Origin of the sequence: Papillibacter cinnamivorans DSM 12816, assembly GCF_900176335.1 — a bacterium.
In the GTDB taxonomy this organism is placed as follows: Bacteria; Bacillota; Clostridia; order Oscillospirales; family Oscillospiraceae; genus Papillibacter; species Papillibacter cinnamivorans.
Genome location: NZ_FWXW01000001.1, coordinates 263581 through 279354, shown reverse-complemented (window position 1 = coordinate 279354; position 15774 = coordinate 263581). Strand labels below are relative to the sequence as shown.

Sequence of the window (15774 nt, the reverse complement as noted above, 5' to 3'; positions counted from 1 at the left end):
AATAGGCGGCGGCGGTGTCACTGACATCCATAAATCCGGCGCATAGATAGGCGCTCCGCAATGGGGACAATGACCTACGATATACATAGTTTTACCTCCTTATGTAGTGGGGCCCGCCAACCGCAGCAGACACGCGGGCCCCGGCGTTGTTTTACGCGCCCAGGTCCTGAATCACGCGATCAAGGATCCGGACAGTTTCTTCAAGCATTCCGAATATAAATCTCGCTCTTTCGATCTGTCCGTTTGGCGGGCACGCAACATTCTTGTCACACTCGCAAGGCTTTTCTCCGCTTGTGAAAATATCAAGCCTTGTTGCCCTGGCGTTAATGTCATGAATCACAGAAGCAGTCCTGTCTGTGATTTCGAATAAAGTGTCCTTTTTGCTCTCGCAACACGCATTTGGCATGTTTATACCTCCAATATCATCAGCGTCCCCCGGCTGCTGCGGTTAAGGCAAGCCGTGTATGGGGACTATGGGCCTTCGGTTAAGAATTATTCCGCGATGAACCAGTCGTCGGCCAGAATGTCGGACTGGGAAGCCAGCCACATCTGATGAGTCCCGTCCGCGCACCGCATCTGCAGATACGGGCGGCAGATAAACGTAGAGCCCAGCTCATAGCCGAATGCCTTTGCGGTCTGCTCGTTGCACGGGATCCCGTTCGGGTATCCTTTCTGGTACACGACGAACATTCCTTTCCCGTTCCATCCGGCGCGGGAGATCCGCTTGCCCATTTTTGCCGCCTCTATGGCCAGTCCGAAGTTGATCCCGTCTATAGGCTTGTACGCCTTTTCAAAGACGCTTTTCGGGGACCAGCTTTCATACCCGTCCTCATACCGGACGCGGTATCCCGGCTCCGCTTCCTGCTCCTGGTTTCCTCCTCTGACCATGGGTTCAGCCTCGATGATCTTTGTCCCGATGTACGTTTTCATACTTTTACTCCTTTCAGAACGGCAGTTCGCCGTCGTCGTCCAGCTCGGTAAACCCCGCCTCCGGAGGATACGCGGACTCCTGGGGCACGGAATTGCTCCCGGCCGGTGCAGCTCCAGAATCCTTTTTTGGTCCTGCAAAGTACACGTTGTCGGCCACTACCTCGGCGCTCCTGCGGTTGTTGCCTTCTTTGTCCTTCCAGTCCCGGATCTGCAACCGGCCAACGACGGCGGCCATCTGGCCCTTGGAGAAATACTTGGAAACGAATTCCCCCGTATTTCTCCAGGAAACAATGTCGATGAAGTCCGTCTCTTTCTCCCCGCCGTCCTTACCGGAATAGTCCCGGTCCACGGCCAGGGCGAAAGATGCAACCGGCGTACCGGACTGGGTGCGCCGCAAATCCGGGTCCCGGGTCAGACGACCCATGAGAATTACCCTATTGAGCATTCGTCATCCCGCCCTCGCCGAAAAAGCTGCTCTCCACATTCTCCGACGCCGGGGCCTCTGGAGCGTCCGCAGCTGCGGGGGGCGCTTCGATCACGTCCTGGTTGTCCACATACTGGACGGAACCGTCGTCCGCGACCACGCCCATGTCCTTCTCCATGGCGGACTGCATTTCGATGCTCATAATGCCCCACTTGGAAATCAGCTGCCGGAGCATGGTCTTATATGCCATGCCGTCAAAATCCTTGCTCCAGAAGGTCCAGGATGTTCCTCTTTTTTTGTCCTCGGCGTACCCCTTGGAATACTGGGACGCATGGGCCTCCATTTTTTTACGACTCCAGTAAAGAACCTTTCGGAATCCGTTGTGATACTCAAACATGGCGTAGTAGCCGGTGGAGAGTTTGCTCTCGCGCACTTCCTCGTCCTCGTAAAGAACGACCTCGATTTCCTCATTCAGAGGATCGAATTTAATCAGTTCCCCTTCCTTGATGGAAAGGACGTTAATCTTCTTGTAATACCCGGACCGGATGGCAAGCTGGATATAACCCTTGTAACCCAGCTGAAATTGTGCCACCGTAATGCCGCGCTTGTTGTCCTTGTAGGGGACCATATAGTAGTGTCCCAACTGGGGGGAAGGGGATAACTTCAGGGCCTCGCCCAGCAGGGCGCAGGAAAGAATGGAAGCGTGATCGCAGTCGGCAAGAGCCGGATTGACGCTGACGGCGGAAACCACCGCCGTAATAAATCGTGCCCCGTCCTTGCCTCCTACGATCTGATTGATTTTATTTTTCACGGCATCGGATGTGAGATAAGCGGAAAATGTGGGCTTGCCCTGCCGTTTTGCCAACGAATTTTGAACTGCCATTGTTATGCCCTCCCGTACTTAATGTTGTTTTTGATGAAAAATTCCCGGAGCATTTTAAACTGCGCCGCCGTCGCTGTAACGGTGAAAGTAATGGTTTGAAGGGGTTCGGGTACAGGTGCGCATTCGTCGGCGCCCGCAAAGGAAACTTTGTCGCCGGGCTGGAGTTTGCTGAAATCCGGGGGCGGGACACGTCCGGCCTCCGCTTCCGCCGCAGCCTCTTCCTGTATCCGCCGGTAAGCCTCCAGCTTTTCCTTCTGTTCCGCCAGCCGCGCCCGCTCCCGCAGAGCCGCGGAAAGGTCCAGAGTGTCCAGATATTTGATCTTTACCGCGTCGGAGAACTCGCTTTCCACGGTTTTCAGCACTTCCAGATCCCGGGCGGCGCGGTCGAGTACGGTCCGGATGTCGTCCTTGATTTTCTTGTCCGGAGTCGTGGTGTTCAGCCATTTTTCGTTCCAGATCTTCTCCAGGGGAATGATGGAACGCACGTCGTCCAGGTCGCCGGTCCGGTAAAATTCTTCGATCTCCGCCCGGCGCTCTTCCCGCTTCCGTTCTTCAAAGGCTTTAACCTGCCCGTCGATGGCAAGGATCGGCTCGTCGATCATGGCGGTGATCTCCCGGATCTTCTTTTCAAAATCCTCGTAAGGTGCAAGGCATTGCTTTTTAATCTCTTTCCGCCTGGCTTCTATAGCCTCACGGAATTTGTTGAGGGAGGCGCGGTCCACTTTGGCGTCCCGGATGTTGTCCTCGCTGTATACGAGGCCCTGGTACTTTTCCAGGGCTACGCGGAGCTCCTGCTTGATTTCCTCATGGTTGAAATCAATGGATTTGACAAACTGGTCGTCTGTCGGCCTGAAAATAACAAGCTGCATCGTTATACCTCCATAGGAGCCGGATCGACCGGCCCGCTTTCTATTGTCCGCATGTACGGCATGACCCGCTCGTCGATCTCCCCTTCCCGGATGCCGGTCCGGGTAACTTTCGCCAGTCCTTCGCCGCTGCGTGTCGTGACCGGGACGATATCCCCCACATGGAGGTCCAGCCCATCGGCCACAAAATAACTGTATTCGCGCCCCTCGTAAGAGCCTGAATCATATTTGCTCTGGAATTTAACGCCTACAACCGCTTTCACAGCGTTTCTCCTTTCATATCGGCGGCAGGATCAACCCCGGCCGCCTTCCGGTCTGGACTTGCTGCGTCCAGAATTTGATTTCTTCGCCCTCCAGCCATTCCATGTCCTCCCGCACGGCTTCCCGTTCCATGAAGTAATGCCGGGTATTGATCCGCCTTTCCCCGCCGTACTCTGTTATCAGGTGCGCTTTGAGGACGCAGAAGTCCGAACCGGTGACATTGAAATAGTGGAGGCATTGGCAGTAATAATTGTCCGGAATCTTGTCGTCCCACTTTTCCCGGTGCATACTGCTCAGTATGTTGGTGGTCTTGACCTCCAGGAAGCCGCGGGCTCCCGTCTCCCGGTGCGTCAGCCGCCCGTCCAGAGAGGCAAACAGGAAGGGATACTTTGGATGCCGGATCATCTGATATTCCCGGTGGGATACCGCATACTCCGGATAATCCAGCTTGAAAAGCTCCCGCAGGTGCTTTTCCGCCGCTTTCCCGTACTGCACATACGGCTTTCCAGAAATGTCCTCCGGTTCCCGCAGGCCGGTTTTCTCTTCCCAGAGCTGGACATTCGTCTTATACGGGTTCATCCCGACAATGGCCGCGGCATCCGATCCGCCGATGCCGGTTTTCCTGGCCACCAGCCAGTTTTCGTATCTTCCCATGGGGCTTGACGTCCCCCTTCCCTTGTGTTATGGTGATTAAAGAGTTATTTCCCTATTGCCGCTTCGGACGTTGCCGCGTCCGGGCGGTTTTCTTTTTTCAGCGTGTGGATGGCGACTTGGAGAGCCTTCCGAAACAGCTTGTCATTCTTTGGGTCATCCAATCGGATCTCCTCCGCAACCCGCTCCAGCTGCTCCACCGCCGGAAGATTCCGGTTGTACTGCCGCAGGCAGATCAAATCCCCGTCGATGAAAAATTCAATTGGATCTCCGAAATCGATCCCCCAGGTATGAAGAATTTCCCGCGGAATCACGATCCGCCCGAGGGGGTCGATCTTTCGCACAATGCCTGTTGCTTTCATGACTTTTACCCTGTCCTTTCTTTTTTCGCCCAGCGCTGCCGGGCCGTGTGTTCCGCCTCTACTGGTGTTACTAGCGCATCCCTTACGGGCCAACCGTCCTGTAAACGGCGTCTTATGTTTTCAGCCGATACGCCAAACATCTCGGACCATTCCGATATAGGCTTTGTTGCGCCGCTGTAAGTTACCAGATGGTTGGTCCGCATATTCCGACTTTGCTCCTTTCGTGTGGCCCATCTGCAGTTGCGAGGTTCATAATTGCCATCATTGTTGATTCGGTCAATGGTAAGGCCATTTCTGTATCCGCTTCGCTTTGCCCATTGGAAAAACGATTGAAAATCGGCCCTCCACTCAAGGCATATGGAAATTCCTCGCCCGCCATAATTGTGATACTCTGCAGCTTTTTGGTTCTCGCAGCGTCGAATCATACCGGACCAAATCTTATAAAGCGGAGTGAGGCTCTGCCCGTGCGTGGTGATCTTATCGATTTTCAGGCAACCGCAACTTTTTGTTCTCCCGGTTACAAGATTATTGCGGGAGACTATAACTCTTTTCCCGCACTCGCATTCGCAGAGCCAATATGATCCCACGTGCGGTGCGGAATGGTGGCGTTCGATTACCAAAAGTCTTGCGAAAACAAGGCCCGATAAATCACGCGGATACTTCATAGTTCTTTTCCTTCTGTTCTTTTTTGGCCTTTCTCAGATACGATGCCTTGAGGCGGTCGATCTGAACATAAAGCCAGTGCTGTTTATTGACATATCCAAGGGCGCTTAAAACTTCTGGTTGCAACCAGCGTGCTTTTTCGTCTGTTAGCCTTACGGTTAATTTGCGCCGTAGTTTATGTCCGTCCAGCTTGTGGCTCCTGCGGGCTTGCAGGCCGTAGTCCACATCCTCCGGGTCAAACAGCTTATCCGGTTCCGTTCCGTACAGGTCGCACATTGCCCGGAACTCCGCGGGCGTCGGGCGGACCACCCCGGTCTCCATCCTGGACAGCAGGGCCTTGTCTATCCGCGGCTCGATCTTTTTAAGCTCGGCCACAACGGAGGTATTGACAAACCCCGCCTCCAGCCTCGCCTCTTTCAGCTTCATGGTGCCCCCCTTCTCCCAGGGGTGGCGACGGCTTAAACCGTCACCACCACAGAACCGGCCTCGATGAGATCCTTGAGCTCATCCTCAAAGTAGGATTTGATGGAGCGCTTTGCAGCCAGCTGCCACATGCCGCCGTCCGCCTCGAAAAGGCCCACCTGTCCGCCTTCCTGCAGCCGCAGGAGAAATTCGCTCTCCGGCTGCTCCACTTCCAGGAACGTGCGGAACGGGCGGAGTTTCACTAGGGGTCTAATCTGAGTTTTCATGGCAAGAGAGATTCCCTTGCGAGCCTGAACCGTCTGTGTCAGACCGTTGTCCTCTGTCTTGACGCTGTTTTCATCCGTGATGGTTGACAGCAGCTCCAGCACATATTCCAGGTCCTGTGTGGCAACAAACTGGCTGCGGAGTGAGATCATGGCGGTTTCGTAATCTTTCCAGCCGGTACGCATGGCGGGAGTATCCGAGACCGCCTTGTACAGATAGTCACGGGCGAAATCGCCCCGGTAGGTAGTGAAGACGCAGACGGAATTATAGTCCGTCACCCGGACAAAGATGGGGACTTGATTGACTTTTAAGATTTCCGCCTTAATCAGTCGAACAATGCTTTCCAGTGTGGTCACGTCGATGGATTTCGGCGCATCCACATGGGGCGGAATCCGTACCAGGGTCTTGTCGGAATAAACTTGTCCGTCGATGCTGTATGTCTGGGTTTCCGCCAGGGATACGATTTTTTCAATGGCTTCCTTAAGCATGGGTTTTTCCTCCTTTGTTTTTTGGTTGCGGGTTTACTTTACCAGCCGCAGCAGTGGGGGCGCTTCCTGCACGTCGCCGCTGAAACTGGTCTGGCCGGGAACCTGGGGAACCAGCTCGGATACCACCATGTCCCCGCCGACGCCGCCGCTGATGTACAGAGAGGTTGCAACGGGGTTGGTGGGCTCCAGCTTGGATTTAACCACCGTGTTTACACGGATGGTCTGCCGGTCGGCGTCGGGAATCAGGTCCAGGGTGATGGTCAGGGTGCGCTTCTTGTCGGCACGGGTGTTTGGGTCCAGGATGTTGTCAATGATCTTCGTCATTTCGTAGTCCGCCCGTTCCAGAAAACCACCCCGTGCCATTTCCAGGATGCCCTTCCGGTCTATCTTTGCTTCGCTCATGGGGTTTTTCCTCCTTTCTTACAGTTTGGTATAAGTCCATTCCGATTCCGCCAGTGAAGAACCGAGGATCGGGATACTTTCAATTCCTCCGCCATGGCGTAGTCGGATAGTCCTTGCTCGTATAGGATCATGGCTCTCGATTTGTCCAACAGATTCGGGACCGTTTTTGCCTTTGGCTTTTCGGGATTTTTGATGGCTCCGACAATCCGGTCAATTTCCGACACGTCGCAGACGTTGAGGTCTGCCAGGATTTTTCGCTGCAGCTTGGGATATTTCGCCTGCCGGATGCTTGTCCGGATTTCGTCGTCTGTCATGAGCATGGTGTAGCCTCCGAATCGAATGCACTAACTTGCTGATCTTCTACATTTACTAGCTTTTTATGCTTTTCGCGGCCCTTCATTTCAGATGCAAACCTTCGGTATGCTCTTGTGTAGGAATAGCTATTGGCAAAAATCGCATTGGCGGCTCGGTATAGCTTCGGCTCATATTTTTCGGCCGCTTCCAGTTCCCGTTCAAAATATTTGCCGAACGGGCAGCAGGCGCATCCGGTACGATCAAGGCCATATTTCGTATAGCATTCAGAATGCACGATGCAGCGATGCTCTTCGTAAATCCGCTTATCTCTATTGGTCAAATAAAATAGCGGCCTGAATCTATCGGAAGTCCCGTTTTTACCTGGGTCAAAGCAGGTTTTATATGCTTCTGCTCTGGCTCCACCTTCCGCTTTTCGGACACCTATCAAACAGATGTCCGGTTGCAGTTCTTCCTCAACTGCGGATCCGGCTTTCTTCTTTGCTCCTTCACAACATTTCGTAGATATCAAAAAATCCGGCGGATTCAGAATCATAAATTCTTTCAGGAAAGGGTGACGTTTAATATTAAAATGACTCTCTTTTCCGAATTCATTGCACCACCATCGAAGCGCCGCTTTACACTTTGGATATCTGGCATACAGCACGTCGAAAGGCTCGTCTGTCCATGCGAATCCATGTTTTTGCAGCCGATAAATAAATTCACTTATTTGTTTTGATAAAAACGGCTGACCGTATCGTTTGCAGCTTACCGGAATCGGGACTAATGCGGGCCGTTCCAGAATATCAACCCCGTATTTTTCGCGAAGTTCCTCAACGTGCCGCTTTGTAGCGTCATACTCCAGACCAGTGTTGAAAAACACGTATGTAACTTCTTGTGGCCTTACTTTTGGATGCATCATTTTCAGAAGGGTCTCAATCAGATCTATCATGATGTCGCTGTCGGAACCTCCGCTGATACTGGCCATTACATGTTCCCGGTTCCGTAGATTATCCTCTGTCTTGATCGCCATTGAAATAAGTTCTTGATTATATGTGAATTGTTCAGCAAGCGCCGTAATTGGAAGAAGCGAAATCATCCCTTGACCTCCCCGACGATCCATACATCCAGCTTCTGCACCCCGAATTCCAGAGCCGTGTCGTAATCCTCAAAATACAAGTCCAGGTCCGTCCCGTCGATCCCGCTTCCAAGGTCCTCCACGATGCGGTCCCCTATCCCGTCAATGTAAATCACCGTCCCGGGTGGCAGCACGTCCCAATCCGAGGCGACGGTGGTCCCTTCCGTGGCCGTGGTACCGGAGGCGGTGATGCCATAGGCCGGATCGTCCGGATATTTCCCGCAGCAGGCATAGTCCGCCGAATATGCGGTAACGGTATAAGTCCCCGCGTAGGTGAGATCCCTGATGATGGCCTCATCGATCTTCTCCGCCTCGCCCGGTGCCTCCGCAATCGCCACGGCTTTGATCTCCGTCGGGGAGGCCGTAACCACCGGCGCGGGATCGTCCGGTCCTACGGCGGCGTAGGAGATGGTGGAGGCGCCCAGGGCCAGAGCCAGGACGAGTATGTATAGGGCGGCATCGCGGCGTATGGCGGTCATTCCGTTGCCGCTCATCGTCTGTTCCTGCGCTTGCTGGCTTTCGCCATTTTCGCCCTGTTGGATTTCGCCTTGTGCTTCCGCTCCGATTTGGCCCAATTAGCAAGCGGCGTATCCGCCTTAAGATCAATGACTGTGCTTTCCTCTCCGCCGAGAGCTTTCCTCGCTTCGTCCTGAAGCTCCGAAGGAACCGGAGTAAATACCCCCACAAACTCCTTCATTTGATCGGCAGTAAACATTCTTAGCTCCCCGGTGTCAATGTTCATATGTATTCCTCCTTGCTCCCGTTCTCTGGCGTTGAAGCAAAGCTCGTAAAAAGCTAATACCCGCCCCGATTCCAAGCTTCCCGAATATCAACCGTCTCGATACTACCGATTCCGGAGTATGAAGGTGCTGGTATTGCCCGCGAAACCGGTTATAATGCCGGCTGGCTTTCCGTTGCATCTTGGAAAAACATCTGCTATTTTTCATGTCCTCTCCTTCCCTACTGCACGGCGATCCACACGACCACCGACATCCAAACGAGTATCACCGCCCAGGTGAACGCCAAACTCCGGGCCATATTGTCGATCAGCCACTTCATCCGCCGATCACCTCCAGCCTCTCCCGGCAATGCCAGTGGAACCCCCGGATGCAGGTCGTCCCGATGGGGTACCGGACCCGAACCAAATCCTCGCCGAGGTCCTCGATCCGGGCCTGCCCGACGGTGCCCAGCGGCGGGTAAAATTCAGCCGGCAGAAGCGCGTCGGAGCGGTCGATGAACCGGACCGGGACTGTGTTGAAAACTCCCATCGTTGTCCCTCCTATCCCAGCTGCTCTGCGACGTCGTCGCGGTAATCGTCGGCTTCTACCTCCCGCCTGATTGCCGCCAGCATTTCAAGCGCCTGTTCTTCCGTGTAGCCGCATTCCTTCAGGGCCGCTACAGCCCGTTCACGCGGCGCGGGTTCGTTTGTCATGGAAGACTCCTTTCCTGCTTGCCCTCCTTCGCCCGAGGATGTAAAATAATGGCGAATGGAGGGATGATTTTCATGCTAAGGGATATTACCATAAACATTTTGACTTGGGTTATTTGCTCAATCATCGGCTTGCAGATAAAACGGGGGTATAAAAATTTCAAAAATCGAACCGTCGCAGAACCACCTGAGAAAGGCGAATTTAAAAAAGTGTCGCTGAAAAAGCAGTTTTATTATTCTTACATTTGCTTTCCCGTCGCACTGATAACCGGATGGTTGCTTCCAAGCGATAATTTCAAATTTACGATGATAAAAGTATTCTTGTTTGAAATTTCATTTTTCGCCTTCATAATCGCTTGGGGCGCATTTGAAGCCGCTATATCAAGGCTTCCTGAATATTCTGGGGATAATAAACCATCCGGTAATCAGCCCAAGGACACAGCTAATAAATAGGCCCAGAACGTTCACCTCCAATCCACTCTGTACATGCTCCGGTGCCGCTTCTTCGTCCTGGGCCGCCGGTACATCGGATTCGCCGAATAATACCGGTTTCCACATTGGGCCGGGGTGGTTCCGCAGGCTTCGCACTGGTCCGCGCCGATCCGGTCGGCGAGGGTGCGATAGGGCTTCATACGGCCTCCTTTCGGGGCGACGGCGCTCCGTTGCGATGATAATTCACGAACGCGCGCCTCGGGATGCGGAAATCGGCGTTACCCATCACATAGCCCCATGGAACACCGTTGCGGATGGATTGGCGGACAGGCTGGGGGTTCTTCCCGAGATATTCCGCCACCGTCGGAACGTCCAAAAACTCGCAGTCCATTTTCTCGATATCGTCAAGGGTCATAGCTGCCTCCTTTCCTCACGCCGATATCGCCGGAGTCGTAATTCTGGCGTGATATGCCGTCATGATCCGCCTGCGCTCTTCGTAGTCCTGCACGGTGACAACCAACCCTGCATCGAACCGCTGAAGCCGGACAACAGAAGCAATCTCCGCATCGGTAAGGTAGGGACGGACACTGTCCGCCGTCTCCGGAATGCCGCGCTCCTTTCGGATCTTCTTGGCCGGCGCGCCCAGGGCGATGCGGTTGATCAGATCGAATTCGTTTGAAAAATGGTAGTTGTGGTATTCGCCGTCCGCGTGGGCAAATTTGATCGCGTCGGTCAGCTCCCGGGATTCCGCTTTGGCAGTTTCCAGCTTACGGATAAAGTCGGCCATGCGGTTGAATTCGTGTATGTAGGCTTCTTTGAGTTGCGCGGCCTTCCTGCCCCGGTAGCCCATAACGAGGAAAATGAAACCATCGAAGGTCATGTTGTATATAGGCTGCCATTTCCCGCGCTCGTCCTTCCGCTTTGACGGCTCAAAATTGAGCCGCGAAAATTCGGAAGAGCAATCCAACTCTTTGATATCGCGCATTACGTTTTTGTGGTCCTTCCCGAACTGCTCCGCCACTTTCAAGCTGTCGGTCATCGGCCGGTCCGATTTTTCGAAAACAAGGCTCTTGCTTTTCTCCGGGCGGAGTGCTATGCTGTTAGTAGTCAATTTGATATCCCCTTTCTGAAACCTCTCGTTGCTGCGGGAGGTTTTTTGTTGTCCCGGCGCCGAACCCGCCAACCGCAGCAGACGCGCGGGCCCGGCGCCGGTATTTTGTGCTTCTCAGGCCGCCGCCCTTGCCAGCGCGGCCCCGCTTTTGTTCGCTCCGCTTTTTTACACGTCCGCTGCGGTTTTATAGCGACGCGCGGCCACGCGGTGCTAACGGGTTAAGATTGCAAAGTCTTGCTTAATTTCCTGTCCGTGGTAGAATTTTGATGAAAGGATGATTGCTGTGGACAAGAAATCTTGGAAATTGCTTAAAAAGTTTTACAAGACTGATTTTCTGACGTTTGAAAACAGCACCGACGAATTCCGTTATCTTTGCGAAAATGGTTTCTTAGCGCGGATTTACAGCGGTAAATTTGATTCTTACAACGCCCCGATTCCGACCGATAATTACAGAATCAATATCAATGGCAAGGCTGCTTTTGAGATGGAAAGGGACAGGCGATTTAATAATGTGCTGACAATCGTTCTCGCGGTCGGTGGAGTCATTACGGCCATCTCAACGGCGGTCGCTTTATTTAAGTAAGCGAAGCACCACGTTGACGGCTATCGAAACGGCAATGATCGGACAGCAGATGCGGATAATCAGATTAAAAAACTCATTGCTCACGTTTCCAAACGCCGTTTTCTCCATCCAATGCGGATCCTTGGGATCAACAAAGATTTTCACGCGGGAGTCCTCCTTTCTGCGCGCTCCTGTCGTCGCCTGTGCTAACCGGTTAAGCCTGTAGTTGCCCGTTTGGTGACTTATACCGTAAAAAAATATGTGCGATATCACCCACCGGCTGCCCGAGCTTAATCGCAAGCTGGTTAAGTTCTTCGATGTCCGGCTCTTTTTTACCATTAGTGATTTTATTTAATTTCTGTCTTGGCCAGCCTAAATCACAAGCAAGCGCGGACTCCGAATCATATCTACTAAAAATTAAGCTCCTGAGTTCCTTTACTTTTCCAGTCATTTTTACCCCTCCTCGCTGTTGCCCGTTTGGTGACTATAATCATAGTAGCAGGTGCCTTTTTGATTGTCAATAGTTTGGTGACGTAAAATAAAATTTTATTTCATGTGTCTTGATTTTGGTGACATTATGTGATTTAATGTCAATATAGCGAAAAGAAGGGAATGAAAGCTATGGGCTTATCATTTGGGGACAAGCTTAAAAAGATTCGGATGGAGCGGCATTTGTCCCAGGAGGAGCTCGCTGCAATTTTGGGAACCTCTAAACAGGTTATAAGCCGATATGAAAATAATCAGAGAACGCCTAAGGTTACGATCGCAAATGAATATGCTGCAAAGTTGAATCTTCCGCTCGAATATTTAATTGATAATCAGGATCAGCGCTTTCCAAGCAATGCCATCCCCTACGTCCGCGGCCGTCGGCTTCCGATTCTTGGCTCCATCCCCGCCGGCGTCCCGATTCTAGCTGTGGAAAATATTGAAGGCTATGACTACGCCGATGTGCCGGAAGGCGAGAATTACTTCTTTCTCCGCGTCAAAGGCGACAGCATGATAAATGCCCATATTTTCGACGGCGATCTGGTTCTGGTCAAGGCTCAGGACTGCGCTGAGAGCGGAAATATCGTGGTATGCGTTGTTAACGGTGACGAAGCCACGCTCAAGCGGTTCACAAAACAGGGGAATATGGTAATCCTTCAGCCCGAAAACTCGGCGCACCAACCGATCCTTGTTTCCTGCAAGGATTTTGATAACGGTTTTGCGCATATAGTCGGTATAGCAAAGGAGGTCAAACATAAGCTGTAATCAGCCGGATATCCGGTTACTATTTTAACAGTAGGAGGAAAGGACAGATGAAAAAGTCGGCATTACTTATTTCTTCACTTTTGATTGTCGGATTGCTGGGCGGCTGCGGAGGAAGCAGCTCGCCTTCCGGGGGAGGGTCGTCCGCCACGAAGACGCCTGTTCCTACCGAAACGCCGAAAACCATATCTGTGGATATGGAGCTGGGAAGCGGAAACTATACTTCCGGTATCGATTTTCCCGAAGGAAAATATGACATCGAGGCGATTTCAGGCGGCGGGAACGTATCTTCTTCTAACGTTTTTAGCGGCGGCATCAACGCCATCATGGGCACCGAAGAAAAAAATAAGGAAGTCGGCACCGAAATGTACGAGCAACTATATGAAAATATCGATCTCCCGGAGGGCGATGTGTTATCCGTCAGCGGAGGCGTGGTTGTCCGTATTTCCTGCGATAAGGCCAGCGGAGACGCGCTGAAAACAAGAAATCAGGAAATTACGGAAACGGTTGATCTCGGAAATGGGAATTTTGTTTCCGGCGATGATTTCCCGGCCGGGATATATGACATTGTTGCCGTAAAAGGCGGCGGGAACGTTTCCACGGACAATATGTACAGCGGCGGAATTAATGCCATTATGGGCACTGCGGCGGCAGACGCGGAAATGGGCGGCGGTTTTTATGAGCTGCAGTATAAAAATATCGACCTGTCCGAAGGCGTTACCCTGACGATAGACGGGGTAAAGATACAGTTGGTCCCCAGCAAATAAAAAATAAGAAAGCCCCGCTCCATACCGGGGCGGGGCTTTATGCAAGAAGGTATCTATGGAAACAAAAACTAAACGCCGCAGGACGCGCGGGAACGGCCAGGGTACCGTTTTTAAGCTGCCCAATGGGAAATGGCGCGCGGAGGTTACTCTCGGCTGGGACGAACACAGGCGCATTGTAAAGACCAAGAGTGGATTTAAAACAAAGAAAGAGGCGCTGACCTGCTTACCGGAGCTGCGGATGGAACCGGCGGGAATAAATACGAGCATACGGTTTAAGGCCCTGTACGAGCTTTGGAGCAAGCCGCATTTTGCAAAAGTGGGAAAGGATACGGAGAACGGTTATCGGGCGGCATACAAAAACTGCGAAGCGCTGCACTATCGAATTTTTACGCAGATGAAAACAAAAGACCTGCAGGATGTCGTTGACAGCTGCCCGCTCGGTTGGCGATCCAAGAAGGACATTAAAACACTGCTGGGATGTTTGTACCGTTATGCCATTGAAAACGATTACTGCGCTAAGAATTACGCATCTTTCGTAAAGCTTCCCGCCAAAGGCGCCTCCACAAAAGACGCGTTTACCCTGGACGAAATCAATAAACTGTGGAAGGATTATAACGCCGGGAACGAGTTTACCGGATACCTACTTATCATGATCTACACCGGAATGCGGTACGGCGAAATTTCTACGATTAAAAAAGAGAACGTCCATTTGCCGGAGCGGTACATGGTTGGAGGAATCAAAACCGAGGCCGGAATAAACCGCGAGATACCGATCTGCGAAAAGATTTATCCCGTTGTTGCGAAGGCATATCTGGCCGGAAAGAAAAAAATACTTGAAATGCATGAAAAGGTATTCTATAATAGCTTTCGTGTCACATGCTCCCGCGCCAGTGTCCGGAGCCTGAATCCGCATTGCTGCCGGCACACGGCGGCGACGGCCCTGGCCGAAGCCGGAGTACAGCCCGCGGTAATCGCGGCGATCCTCGGGCACGAGGATTATTCCACAACGCTGAATTATACGCACATTTCCCTTGCGGAGAAATTGAAGGCTGTCAACGGACTATATATACCGAGTAGTAGCGCCGAGTAGTAGCGGGAATAGTAGCCGAACAAAGAGTATATAAAAACGTTCCAAAGGCTATAAATCAGCAAAGTGCTGCAAATACTCAAAAAATTACTTAATAATATCTATCGGGGTGTGGCGAAGTTTGGTATCGCGCTTGGTTCGGGACCAAGAGGCCTCGGGTTCAAATCCCGACACTCCGACCAAAAGGAAACGGCAGGCTTAAGCCTGCCGTTTCCTTTTGGTCGGGCTCCGCCGCCCGAGGGGCTGCTCCGGCTTGACTGGACCGCGACGGCGGAAGTGAATTCCGCCTGCGGAAATTCTCCGCTGCGCTGCGAATTTTACGCCGCACTCGCGGCGGGGAGACATATGGTTTGGCCGGCAATAGGATATAGATTCAAATTCCGATACTCCGATCATTTGTAAAATCCTGCCGTAAAGTTAAATTTACGACAGGATTTTACCATATTTATAATAAAATGAATAAATTACTTTAATCAATAAATAATAAATATTATTACAAGATTGGAGAAATAAGATATGGGTATTGTAAATCCGGCAACCGATAAATATCAAAAATGCACAGACGCATGCACCAGATGTGCACAGGCATGTATGGAGTGCATGGTAATGTGTTTATCCGAAACTGATGTGAGTGCAAGAAAAAACTGTATTTCTTTGCTGAATGAATGCGCTTGCATTTGTAAAGAAGCAGCTTCATTTATGTCGATGGATGCTAAACACGCAATGGAATTATGCAAGCTTTGCGGGAAAATATGCATGGAATGTGCACAAGAATGCGGTATGTTCAATGATCAGCATTGCAAAAAGTGTGCAGAAGAATGTAATGTATGTGCAAACGAATGCGGTATGATGTCTAAATAAGTCCTATAATTTCACTCCGATCAAAAGGAAACGGCAGGCTTAGGCCTGCCGTTTCCTTTTGATCGGGCTCCGCCGCCCGGATGGCGGCTCCGGCTTGACTGGACCGCGACGGCGGAAGTGAATTCCGCCTGCGGAAATTCTCCGCTGCGCTGCGAATTTTACGCCGCACTCGCGGCGGGGAGACGCATGGTTTGCGGAAATATGGAACAGCCGCGCAGTACGAGCGGCGGT

27 protein-coding genes and 1 tRNA gene are annotated in these 15774 nt (G+C 52.0%); 7 read left to right on the top strand and 21 right to left on the bottom strand.

The features are described from left to right. Positions 1-492 precede the first annotated feature (492 nt). The 16 genes from B9A13_RS14225 to B9A13_RS14045 all read right to left on the bottom strand — a co-directional run bounded on the left by B9A13_RS14225 (position 493) and on the right by B9A13_RS14045 (position 9478). Entirely contained in the window at positions 493-930 is a 438-nt protein-coding gene (locus B9A13_RS14225; RefSeq protein ID WP_200809659.1) for a DUF2829 domain-containing protein, read from the bottom strand. 13 nt (positions 931-943) lie between these two features. Continuing rightward, entirely contained in the window at positions 944-1375 is a 432-nt protein-coding gene (locus tag B9A13_RS01365; protein WP_084233238.1) for a single-stranded DNA-binding protein, read from the bottom strand. After that, on the bottom strand, positions 1365-2237 hold the full coding sequence (locus B9A13_RS01360) for a recombinase RecT (RefSeq protein WP_084233237.1): 873 nt from the start codon (positions 2235-2237) through the stop codon (positions 1365-1367). Before B9A13_RS01360 ends, B9A13_RS01365 begins: the two co-directional genes overlap by 11 nt. Positions 2238-2239: 2 nt before the next feature. Next, positions 2240-3106, bottom strand: a complete 867-nt coding sequence (locus tag B9A13_RS01355) for a DUF1351 domain-containing protein (RefSeq protein WP_084233236.1) — start codon at positions 3104-3106, stop codon at positions 2240-2242. A gap of 2 nt (positions 3107-3108) precedes the next feature. Further along, positions 3109-3366: a hypothetical protein gene (locus B9A13_RS01350; RefSeq protein ID WP_084233235.1), complete on the bottom strand. Its 258-nt coding sequence runs from the start codon at positions 3364-3366 to the stop codon at positions 3109-3111. A 13-nt stretch (positions 3367-3379) separates the two neighbouring features. Next, positions 3380-4018 carry a YqaJ viral recombinase family protein gene (locus B9A13_RS01345; protein ID WP_084233234.1) on the bottom strand — a complete coding sequence of 213 codons (639 nt, stop codon included), beginning with the start codon at positions 4016-4018 and terminating at the stop codon, positions 3380-3382. A 44-nt stretch (positions 4019-4062) separates the two neighbouring features. Further along, complete coding sequence (locus tag B9A13_RS01340) at positions 4063-4377, bottom strand: AbrB/MazE/SpoVT family DNA-binding domain-containing protein (protein WP_143806831.1); 315 nt, start codon at positions 4375-4377, stop codon at positions 4063-4065. 648 nt (positions 4378-5025) lie between these two features. Next, positions 5026-5466 carry a helix-turn-helix domain-containing protein gene (locus B9A13_RS01335; RefSeq protein WP_084233233.1) on the bottom strand — a complete coding sequence of 147 codons (441 nt, stop codon included), beginning with the start codon at positions 5464-5466 and terminating at the stop codon, positions 5026-5028. 32 nt (positions 5467-5498) lie between these two features. Then, positions 5499-6215 carry a hypothetical protein gene (locus B9A13_RS01330; protein ID WP_084233232.1) on the bottom strand — a complete coding sequence of 239 codons (717 nt, stop codon included), beginning with the start codon at positions 6213-6215 and terminating at the stop codon, positions 5499-5501. 33 nt (positions 6216-6248) lie between these two features. Beyond that, the gene (locus tag B9A13_RS01325; protein WP_084233231.1) at positions 6249-6617 is read right to left on the bottom strand and encodes a hypothetical protein; all 369 of its coding nucleotides are present in this window, start codon (positions 6615-6617) and stop codon (positions 6249-6251) included. Beyond that, the gene (locus tag B9A13_RS01320) at positions 6614-6937 is read right to left on the bottom strand and encodes a hypothetical protein (protein WP_084233230.1); all 324 of its coding nucleotides are present in this window, start codon (positions 6935-6937) and stop codon (positions 6614-6616) included. The genes B9A13_RS01325 and B9A13_RS01320 overlap by 4 nt, the downstream gene beginning before the upstream one ends. After that, entirely contained in the window at positions 6928-8007 is a 1080-nt protein-coding gene (locus tag B9A13_RS01315) for a phosphoadenosine phosphosulfate reductase domain-containing protein (protein WP_084233229.1), read from the bottom strand. Before B9A13_RS01315 ends, B9A13_RS01320 begins: the two co-directional genes overlap by 10 nt. Beyond that, positions 8004-8540 (bottom strand): 3D domain-containing protein, encoded by a 537-nt coding sequence (locus B9A13_RS01310; protein ID WP_084233228.1) that lies wholly within the window; start codon positions 8538-8540, stop codon positions 8004-8006. The genes B9A13_RS01315 and B9A13_RS01310 overlap by 4 nt, the downstream gene beginning before the upstream one ends. Next, positions 8537-8788, bottom strand: coding sequence for a hypothetical protein (locus B9A13_RS01305; RefSeq protein WP_084233227.1), 252 nt, complete (start codon positions 8786-8788; stop codon positions 8537-8539). Before B9A13_RS01305 ends, B9A13_RS01310 begins: the two co-directional genes overlap by 4 nt. A 313-nt stretch (positions 8789-9101) precedes the next feature. Further along, the gene (locus B9A13_RS01300; protein WP_084233226.1) at positions 9102-9314 is read right to left on the bottom strand and encodes a hypothetical protein; all 213 of its coding nucleotides are present in this window, start codon (positions 9312-9314) and stop codon (positions 9102-9104) included. An 11-nt stretch (positions 9315-9325) separates the two neighbouring features. Further along, positions 9326-9478, bottom strand: a complete 153-nt coding sequence (locus B9A13_RS14045; protein ID WP_159447986.1) for a hypothetical protein — start codon at positions 9476-9478, stop codon at positions 9326-9328. A 48-nt stretch (positions 9479-9526) separates the two neighbouring features. Here B9A13_RS14045 and B9A13_RS01295 point away from each other — a divergent pair, with 48 nt between their 5' ends. Then, on the top strand, positions 9527-9928 hold the full coding sequence (locus B9A13_RS01295) for a hypothetical protein (protein ID WP_084233225.1): 402 nt from the start codon (positions 9527-9529) through the stop codon (positions 9926-9928). A gap of 11 nt (positions 9929-9939) precedes the next feature. Here B9A13_RS01295 and B9A13_RS14040 read toward each other — a convergent pair whose 3' ends face one another. From B9A13_RS14040 to B9A13_RS01285, 3 genes are read right to left on the bottom strand one after another with little or no spacing between them, the layout of a single operon-like run. After that, positions 9940-10107: a hypothetical protein gene (locus B9A13_RS14040; protein ID WP_159447985.1), complete on the bottom strand. Its 168-nt coding sequence runs from the start codon at positions 10105-10107 to the stop codon at positions 9940-9942. Then, positions 10104-10322, bottom strand: a complete 219-nt coding sequence (locus B9A13_RS01290) for a hypothetical protein (protein ID WP_084233224.1) — start codon at positions 10320-10322, stop codon at positions 10104-10106. The genes B9A13_RS14040 and B9A13_RS01290 overlap by 4 nt, the downstream gene beginning before the upstream one ends. A 15-nt stretch (positions 10323-10337) precedes the next feature. After that, complete coding sequence (locus tag B9A13_RS01285; protein WP_084233223.1) at positions 10338-11018, bottom strand: Rha family transcriptional regulator; 681 nt, start codon at positions 11016-11018, stop codon at positions 10338-10340. Positions 11019-11301: 283 nt separating this feature from the next. On the opposite strand from B9A13_RS01285, the gene B9A13_RS01280 reads away from it, so the two are divergent. Beyond that, complete coding sequence (locus B9A13_RS01280; protein WP_084233222.1) at positions 11302-11601, top strand: hypothetical protein; 300 nt, start codon at positions 11302-11304, stop codon at positions 11599-11601. On the opposite strand, the gene B9A13_RS14035 is transcribed toward B9A13_RS01280, so the two are convergent. Together B9A13_RS14035 and B9A13_RS01275 are read right to left on the bottom strand one after the other, a co-directional pair. Beyond that, positions 11590-11745, bottom strand: a complete 156-nt coding sequence (locus tag B9A13_RS14035) for a hypothetical protein (protein WP_159447984.1) — start codon at positions 11743-11745, stop codon at positions 11590-11592. The two genes, B9A13_RS01280 and B9A13_RS14035, sit on opposite strands and share 12 nt — an antisense overlap. Positions 11746-11794: 49 nt before the next feature. Continuing rightward, complete coding sequence (locus B9A13_RS01275) at positions 11795-12031, bottom strand: helix-turn-helix domain-containing protein (protein ID WP_084233221.1); 237 nt, start codon at positions 12029-12031, stop codon at positions 11795-11797. A 161-nt stretch (positions 12032-12192) separates the two neighbouring features. On the opposite strand from B9A13_RS01275, the gene B9A13_RS01270 reads away from it, so the two are divergent. The 5 genes from B9A13_RS01270 to B9A13_RS01250 all read left to right on the top strand — a co-directional run bounded on the left by B9A13_RS01270 (position 12193) and on the right by B9A13_RS01250 (position 15543). Further along, a complete protein-coding gene (locus tag B9A13_RS01270; protein ID WP_084233220.1) occupies positions 12193-12831 on the top strand; it encodes a LexA family protein in 639 nt (212 codons plus the stop codon). Between the two features lie 47 nt (positions 12832-12878). Continuing rightward, entirely contained in the window at positions 12879-13595 is a 717-nt protein-coding gene (locus tag B9A13_RS01265; RefSeq protein ID WP_084233219.1) for a hypothetical protein, read from the top strand. 55 nt (positions 13596-13650) lie between these two features. Then, on the top strand, positions 13651-14685 hold the full coding sequence (locus B9A13_RS01260) for a tyrosine-type recombinase/integrase (RefSeq protein WP_084233218.1): 1035 nt from the start codon (positions 13651-13653) through the stop codon (positions 14683-14685). A gap of 102 nt (positions 14686-14787) precedes the next feature. Then, positions 14788-14864 (top strand) — tRNA-Pro (locus B9A13_RS01255). A 334-nt stretch (positions 14865-15198) separates the two neighbouring features. Then, complete coding sequence (locus tag B9A13_RS01250; protein WP_084233217.1) at positions 15199-15543, top strand: four-helix bundle copper-binding protein; 345 nt, start codon at positions 15199-15201, stop codon at positions 15541-15543. The last annotated feature ends 231 nt before the right edge of the window (positions 15544-15774 follow it).